The organism is Ralstonia mannitolilytica, from assembly GCF_905397375.1.
GTDB lineage: Bacteria > Pseudomonadota > Gammaproteobacteria > Burkholderiales > Burkholderiaceae > Ralstonia > Ralstonia mannitolilytica.
In genome coordinates this window covers 1,098,203-1,113,359 of sequence record NZ_CAJPVG010000001.1, presented here as the reverse complement: position 1 = coordinate 1,113,359, position 15,157 = coordinate 1,098,203, and the positions used below count along the sequence as shown (strand labels likewise).

16 protein-coding genes are annotated in these 15,157 nt (G+C 67.2%); 2 read left to right on the top strand and 14 right to left on the bottom strand.

Going from position 1 to position 15,157, the window contains the following annotated elements; translation table 11 throughout:
- Nucleotides 1-17: 17 nt before the first annotated feature.
- From KHN96_RS05000 to KHN96_RS04935, 14 genes are all read right to left on the bottom strand, one after another.
- Nucleotides 18-980, bottom strand: a complete 963-nt coding sequence (locus tag KHN96_RS05000; RefSeq protein WP_045218356.1) for a VOC family protein — start codon at nucleotides 978-980, stop codon at nucleotides 18-20.
- A gap of 118 nt (nucleotides 981-1,098) precedes the next feature.
- Complete coding sequence (locus tag KHN96_RS04995; RefSeq protein WP_062738187.1) at nucleotides 1,099-2,379, bottom strand: MFS transporter; 1,281 nt, start codon at nucleotides 2,377-2,379, stop codon at nucleotides 1,099-1,101.
- Nucleotides 2,380-2,452: 73 nt separating this feature from the next.
- A complete protein-coding gene (locus KHN96_RS04990; RefSeq protein ID WP_045218360.1) occupies nucleotides 2,453-3,934 on the bottom strand; it encodes an aldehyde dehydrogenase in 1,482 nt (493 codons plus the stop codon).
- Between the two features lie 8 nt (nucleotides 3,935-3,942).
- Entirely contained in the window at nucleotides 3,943-4,746 is an 804-nt protein-coding gene (locus KHN96_RS04985) for an aspartate dehydrogenase (protein WP_045218362.1), read from the bottom strand.
- 32 nt (nucleotides 4,747-4,778) lie between these two features.
- Nucleotides 4,779-6,494, bottom strand: coding sequence for a thiamine pyrophosphate-binding protein (locus KHN96_RS04980; protein WP_045218364.1), 1,716 nt, complete (start codon nucleotides 6,492-6,494; stop codon nucleotides 4,779-4,781).
- Complete coding sequence (locus KHN96_RS04975; RefSeq protein WP_102079332.1) at nucleotides 6,487-7,290, bottom strand: SDR family oxidoreductase; 804 nt, start codon at nucleotides 7,288-7,290, stop codon at nucleotides 6,487-6,489. Before KHN96_RS04975 ends, KHN96_RS04980 begins: the two co-directional genes overlap by 8 nt.
- A 2-nt stretch (nucleotides 7,291-7,292) precedes the next feature.
- Entirely contained in the window at nucleotides 7,293-8,120 is an 828-nt protein-coding gene (locus KHN96_RS04970; RefSeq protein ID WP_062738185.1) for an IclR family transcriptional regulator, read from the bottom strand.
- Nucleotides 8,121-8,133: 13 nt separating this feature from the next.
- The gene (locus tag KHN96_RS04965; protein WP_062738184.1) at nucleotides 8,134-9,036 is read right to left on the bottom strand and encodes an alpha/beta fold hydrolase; all 903 of its coding nucleotides are present in this window, start codon (nucleotides 9,034-9,036) and stop codon (nucleotides 8,134-8,136) included.
- Nucleotides 9,037-9,040: 4 nt separating this feature from the next.
- The gene (locus KHN96_RS04960) at nucleotides 9,041-9,577 is read right to left on the bottom strand and encodes a cupin domain-containing protein (RefSeq protein ID WP_045218380.1); all 537 of its coding nucleotides are present in this window, start codon (nucleotides 9,575-9,577) and stop codon (nucleotides 9,041-9,043) included.
- Between the two features lie 50 nt (nucleotides 9,578-9,627).
- On the bottom strand, nucleotides 9,628-10,401 hold the full coding sequence (locus KHN96_RS04955) for an SDR family oxidoreductase (protein ID WP_062738183.1): 774 nt from the start codon (nucleotides 10,399-10,401) through the stop codon (nucleotides 9,628-9,630).
- Entirely contained in the window at nucleotides 10,394-11,461 is a 1,068-nt protein-coding gene (locus KHN96_RS04950; protein ID WP_045218384.1) for an aromatic ring-hydroxylating oxygenase subunit alpha, read from the bottom strand. Before KHN96_RS04950 ends, KHN96_RS04955 begins: the two co-directional genes overlap by 8 nt.
- An 81-nt stretch (nucleotides 11,462-11,542) precedes the next feature.
- Entirely contained in the window at nucleotides 11,543-11,860 is a 318-nt protein-coding gene (locus KHN96_RS04945) for a recombinase-like helix-turn-helix domain-containing protein (RefSeq protein ID WP_045218385.1), read from the bottom strand.
- Nucleotides 11,861-12,066: 206 nt separating this feature from the next.
- Entirely contained in the window at nucleotides 12,067-12,528 is a 462-nt protein-coding gene (locus KHN96_RS04940) for a GNAT family N-acetyltransferase (protein ID WP_045218388.1), read from the bottom strand.
- Between the two features lie 322 nt (nucleotides 12,529-12,850).
- Nucleotides 12,851-13,090 carry a DUF2798 domain-containing protein gene (locus KHN96_RS04935; protein WP_045218390.1) on the bottom strand — a complete coding sequence of 80 codons (240 nt, stop codon included), beginning with the start codon at nucleotides 13,088-13,090 and terminating at the stop codon, nucleotides 12,851-12,853.
- Between the two features lie 106 nt (nucleotides 13,091-13,196).
- Between KHN96_RS04935 and KHN96_RS04930 the strand changes: the two genes are divergently transcribed.
- Both KHN96_RS04930 and KHN96_RS04925 read left to right on the top strand, forming a co-directional pair.
- A complete protein-coding gene (locus KHN96_RS04930) occupies nucleotides 13,197-14,117 on the top strand; it encodes a LysR family transcriptional regulator (RefSeq protein ID WP_062738182.1) in 921 nt (306 codons plus the stop codon).
- Between the two features lie 81 nt (nucleotides 14,118-14,198).
- A complete protein-coding gene (locus KHN96_RS04925) occupies nucleotides 14,199-15,149 on the top strand; it encodes an alpha/beta fold hydrolase (protein ID WP_062738181.1) in 951 nt (316 codons plus the stop codon).
- Nucleotides 15,150-15,157 lie beyond the last annotated feature (8 nt).

The following is a 15,157-nucleotide window of genomic DNA, read 5'->3' as shown; positions in this document are numbered from 1 at the left end:
GTCTCTCTGCTTCCAGTTCAGCGCTTTTCCGTGAGGAACTTGCCCTCCGGGCCGGCGGCGTTCTTCTGCCGGCGCGTGTTGCCGTCGATACCGCCTTCGATGGCCCACTCGGCAAAGACGGTGGGGCCCGGCTCGAAATCGCGCGGCTGCCATTCGGCGTCGAGCTGGTCTTCGTCGGCGTAGTACTCGATCAGGCCGCCGGCCGGGTTCTTGAAGTACCAGAAGTACGCGGAAGATATCGGGTGCCGGCCCGGGCCGAGCTGCGTATCCCATCCGCAGCGCGACATCTGCATGCCGCCGCCGAACACTTCGTGGATGTCGCGCACCGTAAACGCGACGTGGTTGAGCCCGCTCCTGGCCTGCGGCGTCTGCAGCAGGAACAGATCGTGATGGCCGCCTTCCGGCTCGCAGCGCAGGAACGCGCCGCGCCCCGGGTAGTGGTCTGACGGCACGAACCCGAGCTTGTCGATGTAGAAGCGCTCGGTGGCCGCCACGTCCTTGACGAAGAACACCACGTGGCCGACCTCGATGGGCGTGGCGCGTTCGTAGATCGGGCTCGGCTGGTTGCGGCGCGGTTTGTCGTTCCAGGTGTTCATCGCCGCGCATTGCACGTCGACGTCGCGCTTGATGCTGACCTGCACACGCACCGCCAGGCCGTTCGGGTCGGTGCAGCCGACGCGGCCGTCGGCATGGACGTAGCCGGGCTGATCTGCAAGTGCGTCGGCCAGGCGGTCGAGCACGGCTTGCGAATCGGCACCCCACACCACTTCGCGCAGCGTCGGGCCGGCTTCCATGGCGGGCGGCAATGCGGCGTCATCGCTGCGCTTGACGCGCACGCGGCAACCATTGAGCGTTTCGAACAGCAGCCCGCTGGCGTCTTCGGATTGCAGCGCGAGGCCCCAATCGAGAAAGAACTGCTTGCATGCGGCGAGGTCGTCTGCACCGTAGACGATCTCGTCGATGCCACGAATGGTGTTCATCTTCATCTCCTGCTGTGCACCGCGTGGCCTTCAGCGGCCACCAGTGACTGTGATTCATTGGATGCGCCGAGCTCCGCACTGCGATGGCGCAACGCGCCCCATGCGAAGCCGGATCGCGTCACTTGCCGGTGACGGGATGCACGGCGCCCGGAACGGCCGGTGCGGCCTGCGCTCCGCCGCGCAGCAGGGCCAGACCGCAGAGCAGCACGATCAGCTGCGTGCCCACCAGGCTGCCAAAGCCGGCGGCAAGGCCGCCGCCGCTGCCAAGCCCGATCACGACGCCCATGACGGCCGGCATGAACCCTGCCACGAGGCTGCCCACGCCGTTGACGACACCGAAGGCGCAGGCAACGTGCTGCGGCGCGGCGTTGAACTGCACCGTGCTCGGAATGGCTGGGCTCTGCAGGCCCCAGAACAGGCTGGCGGCGGTCAGCCAATAGGCCGCGGCATAGCGGTCGGTACTGTTGATGGCCAGCAGCACTGCCACCGCCACGCCCAGGCTGCCCAGCACGAACACCAGGGGCACACGCCGACGCGGAATGACATCCAGCAACAGGCCGCCGAGCAGCACGCCGAGCACCGCCGCGTACTGCGGCATCGACGCCATCCACCCCATCTCGCGCAGCGAAAAGCCGCGCGCTTCCTTCAGATACGTCGGCAGCCAGTTGCTGCTGCCCCACAGGTACGCCAGGAAGGCCGCAGTGAGCACCGTCATCGTGAAGATATGCCGCGTGTGGAAGGCCCCGCGGAACATGTCGCCCACCGTGCTCAGCGCCGCCGGTAACGACTCCGGCCGCGGCAGCGCCGCATAGCGCGCCGGCATGCGAACAAAGGCCAGCACCAGCGGAATGCCGAGCACCAGGTTGCACAGGCCCAGCAGGTGGAACGAGGACTCCCAGTCAGCGCTGGCAATGGCGTAGCCGACCAGCGGATACCCGACCGCCAGGCCGATACCCGTGCCCATGTTGAAGATCGCATTCGGCTTGCCGCTTTCCTCGCTGTCGAAATGGGCCTTGATGTAGGACGCACCCAGCGAGAACAACGGTCCTTCGGCGAAGCCGAGAATGAAGCGCGACGCGAGAAGTTCCATATAGCTGTGGAACCACGGCGACGCGATGGTGATCACGCCCCACAGGGTCAGCCCGTAGATCAGGCTGCGGCGCACGCCGAACAGCGCGGCGCAGAAAGGCGTGAACACAATGGCAGACAACCCGTAACCGGCCATGAATGCCGTGGCCAGCAGGCCCTGGCTGCTGCGGTCATTGGCGGCGATGCCCATGTGCTGCAGAAAGTCGTGCTGCGTGATGAGCACGGCGATGTTGATGCGGTCGACATATGAAATGGCGACCACCAGGAACAGCGTGATCACACCGAGCCAGCGTTGCGCGTTCGAGTTCATTGCACGCTCCCTTGCGTGACCGATGCTTGCGTCAGAATCGTTTTCATCTTGGTCTCCTCCACACTGCCGGGCGTCAGTTGGCCCAGGCCAGCGGTTCTTCGTTCAGGCCCCAGTAGAGGCTCTTCTGCTCCATGTATTGCAGGATGCCCAGGCGCCCCTTCTCGCGGCCGAGGCCGCTGTCGCGCCAGCCGCCAAACGGCGTGGAAATCGAGAACTGCTTGTACGTGTTGATCCACACGTTGCCGGCCTGCACGGCGCGGCCGATGCGCCAGGCGCGCTTGTAGTCGCGCGTCCAGACGCCCGCGGCCAGCGCGTAGACGCTGTCGTTGGCCTGCTCGATCAGTTCGTCCTCGTCTTCAAACGGCATGGCCACGAGCACGGGGCCGAAGATCTCTTCCTGGCAGATGCGTGCGCGGTTGGTGAGGCCTTCGATGATGGTCGGCATGTAGAAATAGCCCGACTCGCAGCCGGCAACCTGCGGACGCAGCCCGCCCGTGCGCAGATGGCCACCCTCTTCCACGCCCATCGCCACGTACGATTCGATGGTCTGGCGATGGCGCTCAGTGATCAGCGGCCCCATCTGCGTGGCCTCGTCGGCGGGGTTGCCCACGCGCAGGCGTGCGGTGGCGGCAGCCAGGCGGTCCATGAACGGTTCGTACAGCGAACGCGCCACGAACAGGCGCGAGCCCGCGATGCACGACTCGCCCGACGAACTGAAGATGCCGTACAGCACCCCGTTGACGGCGTGGTCCAGATCGGCGTCTTCAAACACCATCGTCGGAGACTTCCCGCCCAGCTCCAGCGACACCGGCATCATCTTGTCGGCGGCGATGTGCGCGATGTGCTTGCCCGTGGTCGTGCCGCCCGTGAACGACACGCGGCGCACCAGCGGATGCTTCGTGATCGCATCGCCGATGACCGAACCTTTGCCCGGCAGCACGCTGATCAGGCCCTTGGGCACGCCGGCCTCTTCGCAGATCGCGGCGAGCTCCAGCGCCATTAGGGGCGTCACCTCGGCCGGCTTCACGACGACGGCGTTGCCGGCTGCCAGCGCGGGCGCCATCTTCTGCGCCTCGCTGGCGATGGGCGAATTCCACGGCGTGATGGCGGCCACCACGCCCATGGGCTCGTGCACGCTCATCGTCAGGCAGTCGCCGCGCGGCGGGGTGAGCGATTCTTCGAGCGTCTCGCATGCCGCGGCAAAGAACTGGAACGTACCGGCCGCGCTGGCCACCAGCGCACGCGTCTCGTTGATCGGCTTGCCGTTGTCCAGCCGCTGGCGCTGGGCCAGGGCTTCGCTGCGCGAGCGGATCAGTTCAGCCACGCGGTACAGCACGGCCGCACGCTCGTGGGGCTTGCGCTGCGCCCAGCCGCTCGAGAGGAATGCGCGGTAGGCGCCGGCGACGGCCTCTTCCACATCGGCCACGCTGGCTGCGTTCAGCTCGGCCACGACTTCACCCGTGGCCGGATAGCGCGTCGCGTAGCGCTCGCCCGTGCCGAGGCGCCATTCGCCTGCGATGCAGATGGGAAGCAACGTCGTTGTGATTGCGTTCATGATGGGGCTCAGATCGAAACGGCGTGCGCACGGTTGCCCAGCGCACGCACCACGCTGAACACCGTCAGCGCGGAAGTCTTGGGGTTGGCCGCCAGCGGCTTGCCGCGCATGGTCAGCTCGAAGCCGCCAAAGGCGCCGCGCGCCTCGACGTGATGGATGTTTTCGTCGACGGTGGGATCGGCCAGCAGCTTCACGTGCGTGTGCTCGAGCCCGAGGCCCGCCAGCGACAGCGTGGCCGCCACATTGGCGTTCTTCGGGAACAGCCGCGCGGCCTCACGGGCGTTGCCTTCGAAGATCACGGTAGGCTCGCGCAGCGCATCGAGGTCGAACTCGCCCTCGGCCGGCGTGTCCTTCCACGCGCGCGGGGGCTTGCGGCCGGTGTAGGTGACGGCGTCCAGCCCGCCCACGCGTGCGGCGGCCAGCGCATCGATGGCGCCGATGGCACCCGACAGCAACTGCACCTGCGCGTGGCCGCGCCGCGCCGCAGCCTCGAGACGTTCCGCCAGCCCCGGTTCCGACAGCGCGCCCACCGATACCACGAGGCAGTCGATGCCCTGCTCCAGCGCCGGCAACACGTGCTCTTCGAGCGCATCGTGCCCCGCACACTCCACCAGCAGGTCGGGATGCGCATCGGCGCCCAGGTGCGTCGTCACGCGTGCATGAGGCGCAAACGGAGCGATGGCCTCGCGCGCCTTGTCCATCGCGTGCTCGGGCACGATGACCGCGTCAAAGCAGACGTCCGGATCGCTCTTGAGCAGCTCCAGCACGCTCTGCCCGATCGCGCCACAACCGACCATCGATACATGCAGCATGTCCGGCTCCTTGGTTCGGCTCGCTTGCGGGCTCACGCCACCACCGTGATGCGTTCGGCGGCGCGTTCGCCCTGGCCGCTCGGTGCCTGCTGGTTGACCGGCGGGCCGGCAAACGCTGTCTTGAAGCTGCCGATGGAGAGCATGTCGATCTCGAGCAGGAACGGGCCCTCCCCCGTCGTGGCCTCGTTCAGCGCAGCGCCCACGTCTGCGAGGTTCGACACGCGGCGATGGCGCAGCCGCAACGACCTGGCGAGCTCCGCGTAGTCGGGCGTGTGCAGATCGACGTAATGGCGGCGGCCGCCGTACTGCGCGTCCTGGATGTTCTTGATGACGCCGTAGCCCTTGTCGTTCATGAGCACGATGACGAGGTCGGCGCGCTCCTGCACGGCCGTTGCCAGCTCACCGAGGTTCAGGATGAAACCGCCATCGCCCGCGAGGCAGAAGGTCTTCTTGCCCGATCCGGTGGCGGCCGCACCGATGGCCGCGCCGATGCCCATCGCCAGACCCTGGCCGATGCCGCCGCCCAACGCATGCACGCCCGCACGCGAGTCGAAGATGCGCAGCTGGCGATTGCCCCACGTGCTGTTCGACACCGTCACGTCGCGCACCCAGTTGAACTCGCGGCCCACCGCGGCCTGCAAGGATTCCACCAGCGCGGCATACGGACCGAGACCATCGACCAGCGCGCCCACCGCCTGGTCGTGCGCCGCGCGCAGGTCGCCTGCAAACGCGGCGTCGATCTGCATCTTCTGTTCGAGCCGGTCGGCCAGCCCGTCCAGTGCGAGGGCGGAGTCGCCGCAGACGAAGTAGTCGCTGGCATAGCAGCGGCCTTCCGCCGAAGCATCGGCATCGATGCGGTACAGCGGGCGCGGCAGCTTCAGCTCGTACTTGAGCGTTTCGTTGCCGCGCAGACGCGAGCCGACGACGAGCATGGCGTCGCAGGTCTGATAGAACGCTTCGACCGGCTTGTGCAGGTTGAAGGCGCCCAGCGAGCGCGGGTCGTCTTCCGGCACGATGCCGCGGCCCTGCGTGCTGGTCACTACGCCGAAGCCGAGGTCCAGCAGGCGCTTGACCTGCCTGGCGGCATGGCGGGCGCCGCCGCCCAGCCACAACATCGGGCGGCGCGCGCGCGACAGGCGCTCGGCGAGCTCATCCAGCGCATGCGCCGACGGCACGTGCTGCGGCACCTGCAGCGGACGCAGGTCGTCCGGCATCGGGATCAGCGCGGCCTGGATGTCGATCGGAATCTCCACGCTCACGGGGCCGGTCGGGGCCGTCAGCGCGGTCTGCACGGCGAGCTTCATCGTGCTGATCGCGGTGTCGGCGCTGCGCACGCGGAACGCCGCCTTCGACACGGCCTTGAGCATGGTGAGCTGATCCGGCGCCTCGTGGATGTAGGCCAGGCTCTGGTCCAGGTACGGCGTTTCGATCTGGCCGGTGATGTGCAGCAGCGGCGTGCCCGCGGTCAGCGCTTCCACCATCGCGCCGGCCGCGTTGCCCGCGGCCGTGCCGGTGCTGGTCAGGCACACACCCAGACCGCCCGTGGTGCGGGCATAGGCATCGGCCATGTTGGTGCCGCCCGCCTCGCCACGCGCCGGGATGAAGCGGATCTTGCCGCGCTCGCCCATCGCGTCGAGGATGGGCATGTTGTGGATCGAGATCACGCCGAAGGCGGCCTTGACCTCGCAGGCTTCCAGGAAGGCGGCAATCGCGCAGCCCACCGTGACCAGTTGTTGTTCGTTACGCATGACGGGAGTGTCCTCCGGAGATATCGATATGGGTGCCCGTGGTGTACGAAGACAACGGCGAGGCAAGGAACAGAATGGCGCGGGCTGCCTCTTCGGGCAGGCCCAGGCGGCCGAGGGGAATGTGTTTCTGCACGGCCAGGCGGCGCGTCCACGCGGCCCAGTCGAGGTGGCGGTCTTCTTCAGGGCGCGCCTCGAAGCGGCGCCGCCATTGGCCGGACTCCACCAGCCCGATGAGGATGCCGTTGACCCGCACGCCCTTGGGCGCAAACTCGGTCGCCATGGAGCGCACGAGGTTCAGCACACCCGCGCGCGCGGCCGACGTGGCCACCATGTGCGGCTCGGGCTGCTGCGCCAGCAGCGAATTCACGCAGACGATCGCGCCGTGAGGCGAGCGCTCCAGTTGCGGCAGGAATGCGCGCGTCGGATGAATGACGGAGAAGAACTTCAGGTGCAGCTCTTGCGTCCACGCTGCGTCGTCGGTGTCGGCAAAGGTCGAGACGCGGCCCTGGCCGGCGTTGTTGACGAGCATGTCGACGGGACCGAGTTCCTGCTCGACCGACCGCGCAAAGGCAGCCGTCTGCGCGGCGTCGAGCACGTCGCACGCGGCGGCAAGCAGCCGGGCGGCGGGAAAGCGGCTGCGCAGCGTGTCTTCGGCCGCGGCCAATCGCTCGGCATTGCGTCCGCACAACGCCACGGCGGCGCCGGCTTCCAGCAGCAGCTCGACGGTGGCAAGGCCGATGCCGGAGGAGCCCCCCGTCACCACGGCCGTCTTGCCGGTCAGGTCGATCATCGGCATGGTCACTCCCCGAACAGGTTGACAACCTTGCCGGTGGCCGGGCGGTAGTCGAGCAGGTAAGAGAGCTCGTCTGCGGCGGCGCGCACCTTGTCGATCATGGGATCGAGCTGCGCGGGGTCGATGCGCGGCGACGGGATCGTCGTACCGAGTGCGGCGACGATCTTGCCGGCGCGGTCGAGCACCGGCGCCGCGATCGTCGAGATGTTGGCCTCGAAGAAGCCCTCTTCGAGCACGTAGCCGTGTTCGCGGTCGCGCTGCACCATCTCGAACAGCTCTTCCACGGTGCGCGGCGTGTTGGCGGTGAATGCCTCCAGCTGCGGCTCCGGATACAGCTGGCGCAGCTCGGCCAGCGACAGGTCTGCCAGCAGCACGCGCCCCAGCACCGTGGCGTGCGCGGGCAGGCGCGTACCGACGTTGACCGAACTCGTGAACGGCGTCGGCGCCACCGATTTCGCCACGTAGACGATCGAGCGGCCATCGCGCACGACAAGGTTGCACGGATAGTGAATGTCGTCGCGCAGGCGGTCGAGCAGCGGACGGCCAAGTTCGGTCAACTCGAGCGAGGCGAGATATTCGAACCCGAGGCGCAGCACGGCCATGCCGAGGCGGAAATCCCGGCCGCCGTCCACGCGTTCGATGAAGCCCATCACCTCGAGCGTGGTCAGCAGGCGGAACACCGTGGAGCGCGGCACCTTCAGCCGGCGCGCCAGTTCCGGCGCAGACAGCACGCGGTCTTTGTGGCTGAACTCGCACAGCAGGCGCAGGCCGCGTTCGAGCCCGGGCACGATGTACTTTTCCTGCACGTCTTCGGGAATGAGGTCGTTGCTCATACGTCTTGGCGCTTTAGGCGTTTTGGAGTGGGGAGAAAGCGGCTTGCGCGATCCAGCCGGCAACGGCATCCGGCGCATCGATGTACGACGCGTGCCCGGCGGCGGTCACCCGCGCGAAAGGCAGGCCGAAGGCGTCGGCCAACGCTTCGCAGCCCTGCGGGGGCGTGATGCCGTCGACATCGCCACAGGCCACGCCAGCGGGCGTTGAGGCGGGGCGCTTGCGCAGATACGCGCCGATGTCGTCGCCGCTGAGCATGACCACGGCCTGGCGGTAACCGGCGTCGTTCAGGCGCAGCATGTTCCAGCGCACCCAGGCGCGCTCTTCGCTGCCGGCATCCGGGCGCAGCAGATGCGCGTGGCGCGATTCCGCCATGCCCTCGATACCAAGCCGGTCGAGCGTGGCAAGGCGCTGGGCCCGCACACTGCGGGACTGGTCTTCGTGACCGGGCTGCCCGTAACCCTGCGCGGGATTCAGCAGCAGCACGCAGCCGGGTTGCAGCGCTTCCGGCGCCTGCGCCACATAGGCCGCAGCCATCAGCGCGCCCAGCGAATGTCCGACGATCACGTCCGGCTTCACCTGCAGCGCGTCCAGCCATGCCTGCAGGCGCACCGCGTAATCGGCAGCGCGCGGCTCGGCTTGTTCGAGCGGCGTGGATCGGCCATAGCCCGGCGCATCCCACGCGAACACGCGCATGGTGTGGGAGAGAACCTGCGCGCAAGGCAGCCACGACGCGGCGCTGGAGCTGATGCCGTGCAACAGCACCACCACCGGCCCGCGACCGCCCCACTGCCGATAGCCGATGCGATCGCGCTGGGCGTTGATCGTGACGCTGCGTTCGGCAAACTCGGCCTCGAGCACGGCCAGTGCATCGGCCACGCGAAACGGACGGGAAGACATGGCAGCCTGCGCGCTCATGGCATCAACGCTTGATCTTCGACAGCGGATGCTCGGGCGGATACGTCGGCGTGACCGGCTTCTTGGCGCCGAGCATCACGCACATCAGCGCGTCTTCCTCGCCGATGTTGATTTCTTCGCGGTACACGCCGGGCGGCACGGAAACGAGATCGCGGTCGGTCAGCACGGTTTCGTAGCGCTCGCCGTCCTTCTCGAGGATCAGCTTGATCTTGCCGCGCAGGATGAAGAACACCTCCTCCACGTCGGTGTGCACATGCGACGGGCCCTCGTGGCCGGCCGGGATGATCATCGTGGAGAACGTGAAATGCTCGGCCGGCACCGTATTGGTGTCAGCGGCGACGCCCGTGCCGCCCGTGCCGAGGTAGCGCATCTGCGCGCGGCGGTACTTCGGGTCGTAGTCGGCCTGGAACTTGAGGGCATCCCAGTCGTAACGGCGGGTGGAGAAACGTGCCACGCGGCTGTTCATCCACGCTTCAAACGATGCGCCTTCTGGGCGGTCCCACGTGCGTTGCACTTGCTGTTGTTCGGAGAGATCGCTCATCGAAGTCCTCTTCTCAATGGTGTGGTTGCTGGATGGAGGCGGTCAGTGCATTACTGCATGACGAAACCGCCGTTGACGGCCAGCGTCTGGCCCGTCACGAATCGGGAAAGGTCCGACAGCGCGAACAGCACGGCGCCGCAGACGTCGTCGGGCAACTGGTCGCGCGAAATGGCGCGCTGGTCGCGATACAGCGCATGGCGATGCGCCGGCACGTATTCGGTCGCCTCCACGAGCGTCAGGCCCGGCGCGATGGCGTTGACGGTGATGCCGTCTGCGCCGCATTCGCGCGCCAGAGACTTGGTCATGCCGATGACGGCGCTCTTGCTCGCCACATACGCCAGCAGGTTCGGCGCGCCCCACAGCGGGGTGTCCGACGACAGATTGACGATGGCCCCACGGCCGGACGCCTTCAGCGCGGGCAGGCAGGCCGTCGTCATCAGCCAGGTGCCGCGCACGTTGACGTTCATCACGCGGTCCCAGGTCTCGATGTCGATCGACGAGGCGTCGCGCCCGCCCGAGTTCGTGATGGCCGCGTTGTTGACCAGCCCGTCGAGCCCGCCCAGCGCCTGCACGGACGCCGCCGCGCATGCCTGGATGGATGCCGGATCGCCAAGATCAAGCGTGAAGCCATACGCATCGAAACCTGCCGCGCGCAGTGCTGCGGCCTCTTCCTGCACGCGCTCGCCGAGGATGTCGGCCATCGCCACCGCACCGCCCGCTTGAGCGATGGCCTTGGCGAAGGCCAACCCCAGCCCGCGCGCCGCGCCCGTGACGAGCACCTTGCGGCCGCCCAGCAGTGCGGCGGTGGATTGACGCTCAGGCATGTTGGGCTTCCGCGGCAACGGGCTTGAGCATGGCGACCGGCGCATCGGCCAGTTCGGCGGCGGCGCGGCGCGCGAGAATGCGGCGGATGCGCGTGATGCCGATGTCGTGCTGATACAGCGTCTCGTGGTCGCGCGCCTCGGGTGCCATCGACTCCAGCACCACGCGGTCCTGCTCCAGCACGTCCCAGTGCAGCCCTTCCAGGCGATTGCGATACAGAAAGCGCCAGACGTCGCGCTGCCAACCCTGCACGTGGCGCGTGCGCCAGAAGTAGACGATGCAGTGCGCCTCATCCACCGGCGTGACGATGCCGATGATGGTGAACGGGCCACCGGGGCCCACCTTCGGCTGATACGGGATCGACAGGCGCAGCCACATCGTTCCGGTCTCGCCAAACTCGGTCCAGTCGAAGTTCACGCCGCGCTGGCCGGTCTTCTGGAACAGGATGCCGTGCTCGGTTTCAACCACTTCCATCACGGCCTTCTTCTCGCCGCTGGCCATCGAGTGCGATACGGCATGCAGATAAGCCCCGTGCATCGGGTCCATGACGTTGTCGATGGCGTAGCGGTAGTTGACGTTCCAGTGTGCGTAGCAGAGGAAGTGGCTGTGCTCCTCGCTGGTCAGCTCTTCGGGCAGGCGCAGCGTGCCGACGGCATCGTCAAACTCCGACGGGGCCTTGTCGCCAAACCACAGGAAGATCGCACCGGCGCGTTCCTGCACCGGGTAGCTGCGCACGCAGGTCTTGCCTTCCATCGGGCAGTTGTCGACCGCGGGCACGCTCGTCACGGTGCCCTCGCCGTTCACCTCGACGCCGTGGTACCAGCACGCAACGTGGTCGCCCAGGTTCCAGCCCATCGACAGGCGCGCGCCGCGGTGCGGGCAGCGGTCTTCCAGCGCGTGCACCTGGCCTTCGGTATCGCGCCACAGCACGATGTTCTGGCTCAGGCGCGTGATGCCCACCGGGGCGTTCTTCACATTCCACGATGCGGCCACCGGATACCAGTAGTTGCGCAGACCGGTATTGATGCGCGCTTCTTTCTGCGCTTCCTTGTTGCCTTCCATTGCTTGCCTCGTCTGATGGGGTTGCGCCGAACGCTTCTGCGGGCGATGCGGCGTCGAATCGGTGTTGAGCAGCCCTGCGGCTTACGCGCCCAGGCGGCGCATCTCGGCCAGGAACGCGTCTTCCGTCCAGCCTTGCCCGGAGGGCAGGCGCGGGCCGCGTTCGTTCAACACGGCGACGATGTCTGCAGGCGTTTGCGCGCCGGCCAGAAACGCAGCCTCGAGTGAATCGCCAAGCTGGTTCTCATAGGCGGTGGGCTCGGCGGCGCGCGTCTGCCAGACCAGATTGGCAACGTGGTCCGGGCGCTCGATGCGGCCCTTGCCGGCCACGTTGTTCGGAGAAACCGGCTCCCAGGGAGCCAGGTCGGGGTTGTATTGCGGCTGCATGGTTGTCGACTCCATCACGTTTCGCTTGTTTTACCTATGAAACGTCTGTTAATATCTGGAACACAGGTAGCACTATAGACCGCGTCCTCGAAATCGAAGATGCGGGATTACCCTATGGTGCGGTACAAAAGCGCCACCCGCTCAGGCGGCATGCGGCCGGATCGCCCATCCGGCGCGGGTCTTCCGGCCACCGTGGCGTCAGACGCTCTGCGCTCCGGGGCTTATAGAAACTTCCGATAGACGACGAAGCCGGACTTTTCGGCCACGGTGTCGTACAGCTTCATGGCCGTCGCGTTGGTTTCGTGTGTCTGCCAGTACACGCGCGGCACGCCTGCTGCGGCGGCCCGCCGGTACACCGCTTCAATGAGGGCACGGCCCACGCCCTGCCCGCGCGCTACCCCGGCGGTAAAGAGATCCTGGAGGTAACAGGTCGGCTGGATCTGCGTCGTGCTGCGGTGGAAGAGGAAATGCACGATGCCGAGCAATGCCCCATCGCGCTCGGCCACCATGGCATGGACCGGTTCGTACGCGTCGAAGAAGCGCCGCCACGTCGTCTGCGTGACGATGTCGGGCAACGCCGTATCCCCTGCGCGGCCATAGAAGGCGTTGTAGCCGTCCCAGAGCGGTTTCCAGGCGGCAAAGTCGTCTGGGTGGATGGGGCGGATGAGCAGGTCGGCGGGCATGATGGCGGTCCGTATCGGCGAGCTGGCATTGTGCCAGTCGCGCCATGCGGCGCCTTGGGGCCCAGCCGCTCCTGGGATTAGTCCGGATGCGACTCGGCAGGCGAAGAAAGTTTGCTGAAAGCCGGCGCCCTCTACAGTGCGCGCCATGGCCCGGCTGCGACCCGGCATCGGGCAATGCGGCCGCTGCCGCCATCATGATGAAGGGTCGGGTGTTTCAGCCCCGGCGCCGGGATGCGACATCCATCCCGCGCGCCGTCTACGTCGGTCTTTCCTGCTGTCAACCTTGCGGCCCGCCGGCCCTCCTGGTGGGCCGTCTTTCTTTTCAGGGCTGCACCGTGTTGGCCGTCACCAGCGCTTGCGTCAGCCGCTGCACCGCAGGCCCGGCGATCAGGACGATGGTGAAGGCGGCCGGCCACGCCAGCGCGAAGGCGTGTGCCCAGCGGGCGAGGAAGTCGGCGCTGATGCCGGCGTTGATCCAGCCGATCCAGCCCGTCATCAGCAACGACATGAGGCCGGACATCAACCACGCAAACGTGACACGAAGGCGAGTGGGCAACGACATGGCGGTTCTCCTGACAAAGCCATCAATGTGATGAACGGCATACTAGACAACCGCTTTTCCAGAAACTATAGACGTATACTGAAACTTAAATTCCAAAAATGGAATCATGCTTGACGATCTGGCCCTCTTTGTTTCCATCGTGGACCACGGCAGCCTGCAGGCCGCGGCACGCCACGCCAACCTGCCGCCCGCCACGCTGACGCGACGCCTGCAGAAGCTGGAGGCTTCGCTGGGCTGCCAGCTTCTGCTGCGCAGCGCACGCAGCCTGAAACCGACGCCGGAGGGCCAGCTCTACTACGAGCAGTGCCGCCCGCTCTTGACCGCGCTTGCGCAAACCACGGCCACGCTGGACGACGATCTCAACCAGGTCAAGGGCACCCTGCGCGTGCTGGCACCGCTGAACCTGTCGCGCGGGCTGCTGGCGCCCGCCTATGCGAGCTTCATGGCGACATGGCCGGAGATCCGGCTGGAGCTCTCGCTCAGCAACCGCAATGAAGACGTGTGGCGGCATGGCGCCGATCTGGCCATCCGCGTCGGCCAGCAAGACGACCCGAAGCTGCGGCAGCGGCGGCTCGGCGTGATCGGGATGGTGCTGGTGGGGTCGCCGGCGTATGTGGCCGCGCATGGCGCGCCGACCCATCCGCATGACCTGCAAGCGCATCGCTTGTTGGTGTCGTCCCCGCTCTCGACATGGCGCTTCACCTCACCCGACGGTGAGGAAACCATCGAACTGCAGCCCCATGGACGCTGCGACCTGAACGACATCGAACTGGGCGTGACTCTGGCTGAAACGGGCCTCGGCCTGCTGTACTGTCCGCACACGCTCTGCCACCAGGCGCTGGAGGCGGGCCGGCTGATACGCCTGCTGCCGGAATGGCGGACACCGCAGCGGCCCATCTACGCGGTGTGGCCGCAGCAACAGCTGCCACGCAAGGTGCGGACGTTGCTGGAGCATCTGGCAGCCTTCACGGCAGCCACGCCACTGCTGCAGGCCGAACCCGCCCCGAGTGGCTCAGGCACTGCTTGAAACGGGTAAAAACACGCGTTGCCGCATCAGCCGATCACCCCGTAGGCTGGAGACTCCCGCGCCCATTTCACTGGAGACCCGATGCACAGCAGCCACGTGGTGCGCTCCGGCGACCTTCGCCTGCATGCCCGCATGACCCTGCCCGCCGACGCGTCCGCGCGGCAGCGCCCCGCCATCGTGCTTGTGCATGGCTATCCGGACGACAGTTCCGTCTGGCACGGCGTGCGCGATACCCTGGCGCGCGACCGCCGCGTGCTCACATTCGACGTGCGCGGTGCCGGCCTGTCAGATGCGCCCGCAGACACCACCGGTTATCGCATCCCGCAGTTTGTCGACGACCTGGCCGCCGTGGCCGACGCGCTGCTGCCCGGCGAGCGCTTTCATCTGGTCGGGCATGACTGGGGCTCCATCCACAGCTGGGAATCGGTGACGACCGATCGCCTGCGCGGGCGCATCGCGTCCTACACGTCGATCTCGGGCCCGTGCCTGGACCACGTCGGCCACTGGATGCGCGCACAGCTCGATACCGGCACATGGGCCGCCAAACGTGCGGTGTGGAAACAGCGGCTGCAATCCTGGTACGTGGGGTATTTCCACTTGCCGCTGGTGCCGGAATGGTCGTGGCGGCTGTGGGTCGCGCGCGCCTGGCCGTGGTGGCTGCGCAAAACGGAAGGCATCCGCATCGAGGCCCAGCGACCGACGCTTGTGCGCGATGCCTGCAACGGCGTGCGAATGTACCGCGCAAATTTTCGTGACCGCCTCGCCCGCCCGCAGGCGCGTGCGCCGCATGCGCCCGTGCAGCTCATCGTGCCAACGCGCGATCGCTACGTCAGCCCCGCCGTGACGCGCGCTGTGGAGGCCTGGGTGTCGCATTACTGGCGCCACGAGGTCGACGCCGGCCACTGGCTGCCCCTGCGTCGCCCCGAGTGGGTGGCCGACTACATCCGCCGCTTCGCCGACTATGTCGAATCCGGCCAGGAGCCCGCTGAACTGCAGCAGGCCCGCGTGGCCGGCACGCGGGTGCCGGCCTGATCTTGTCA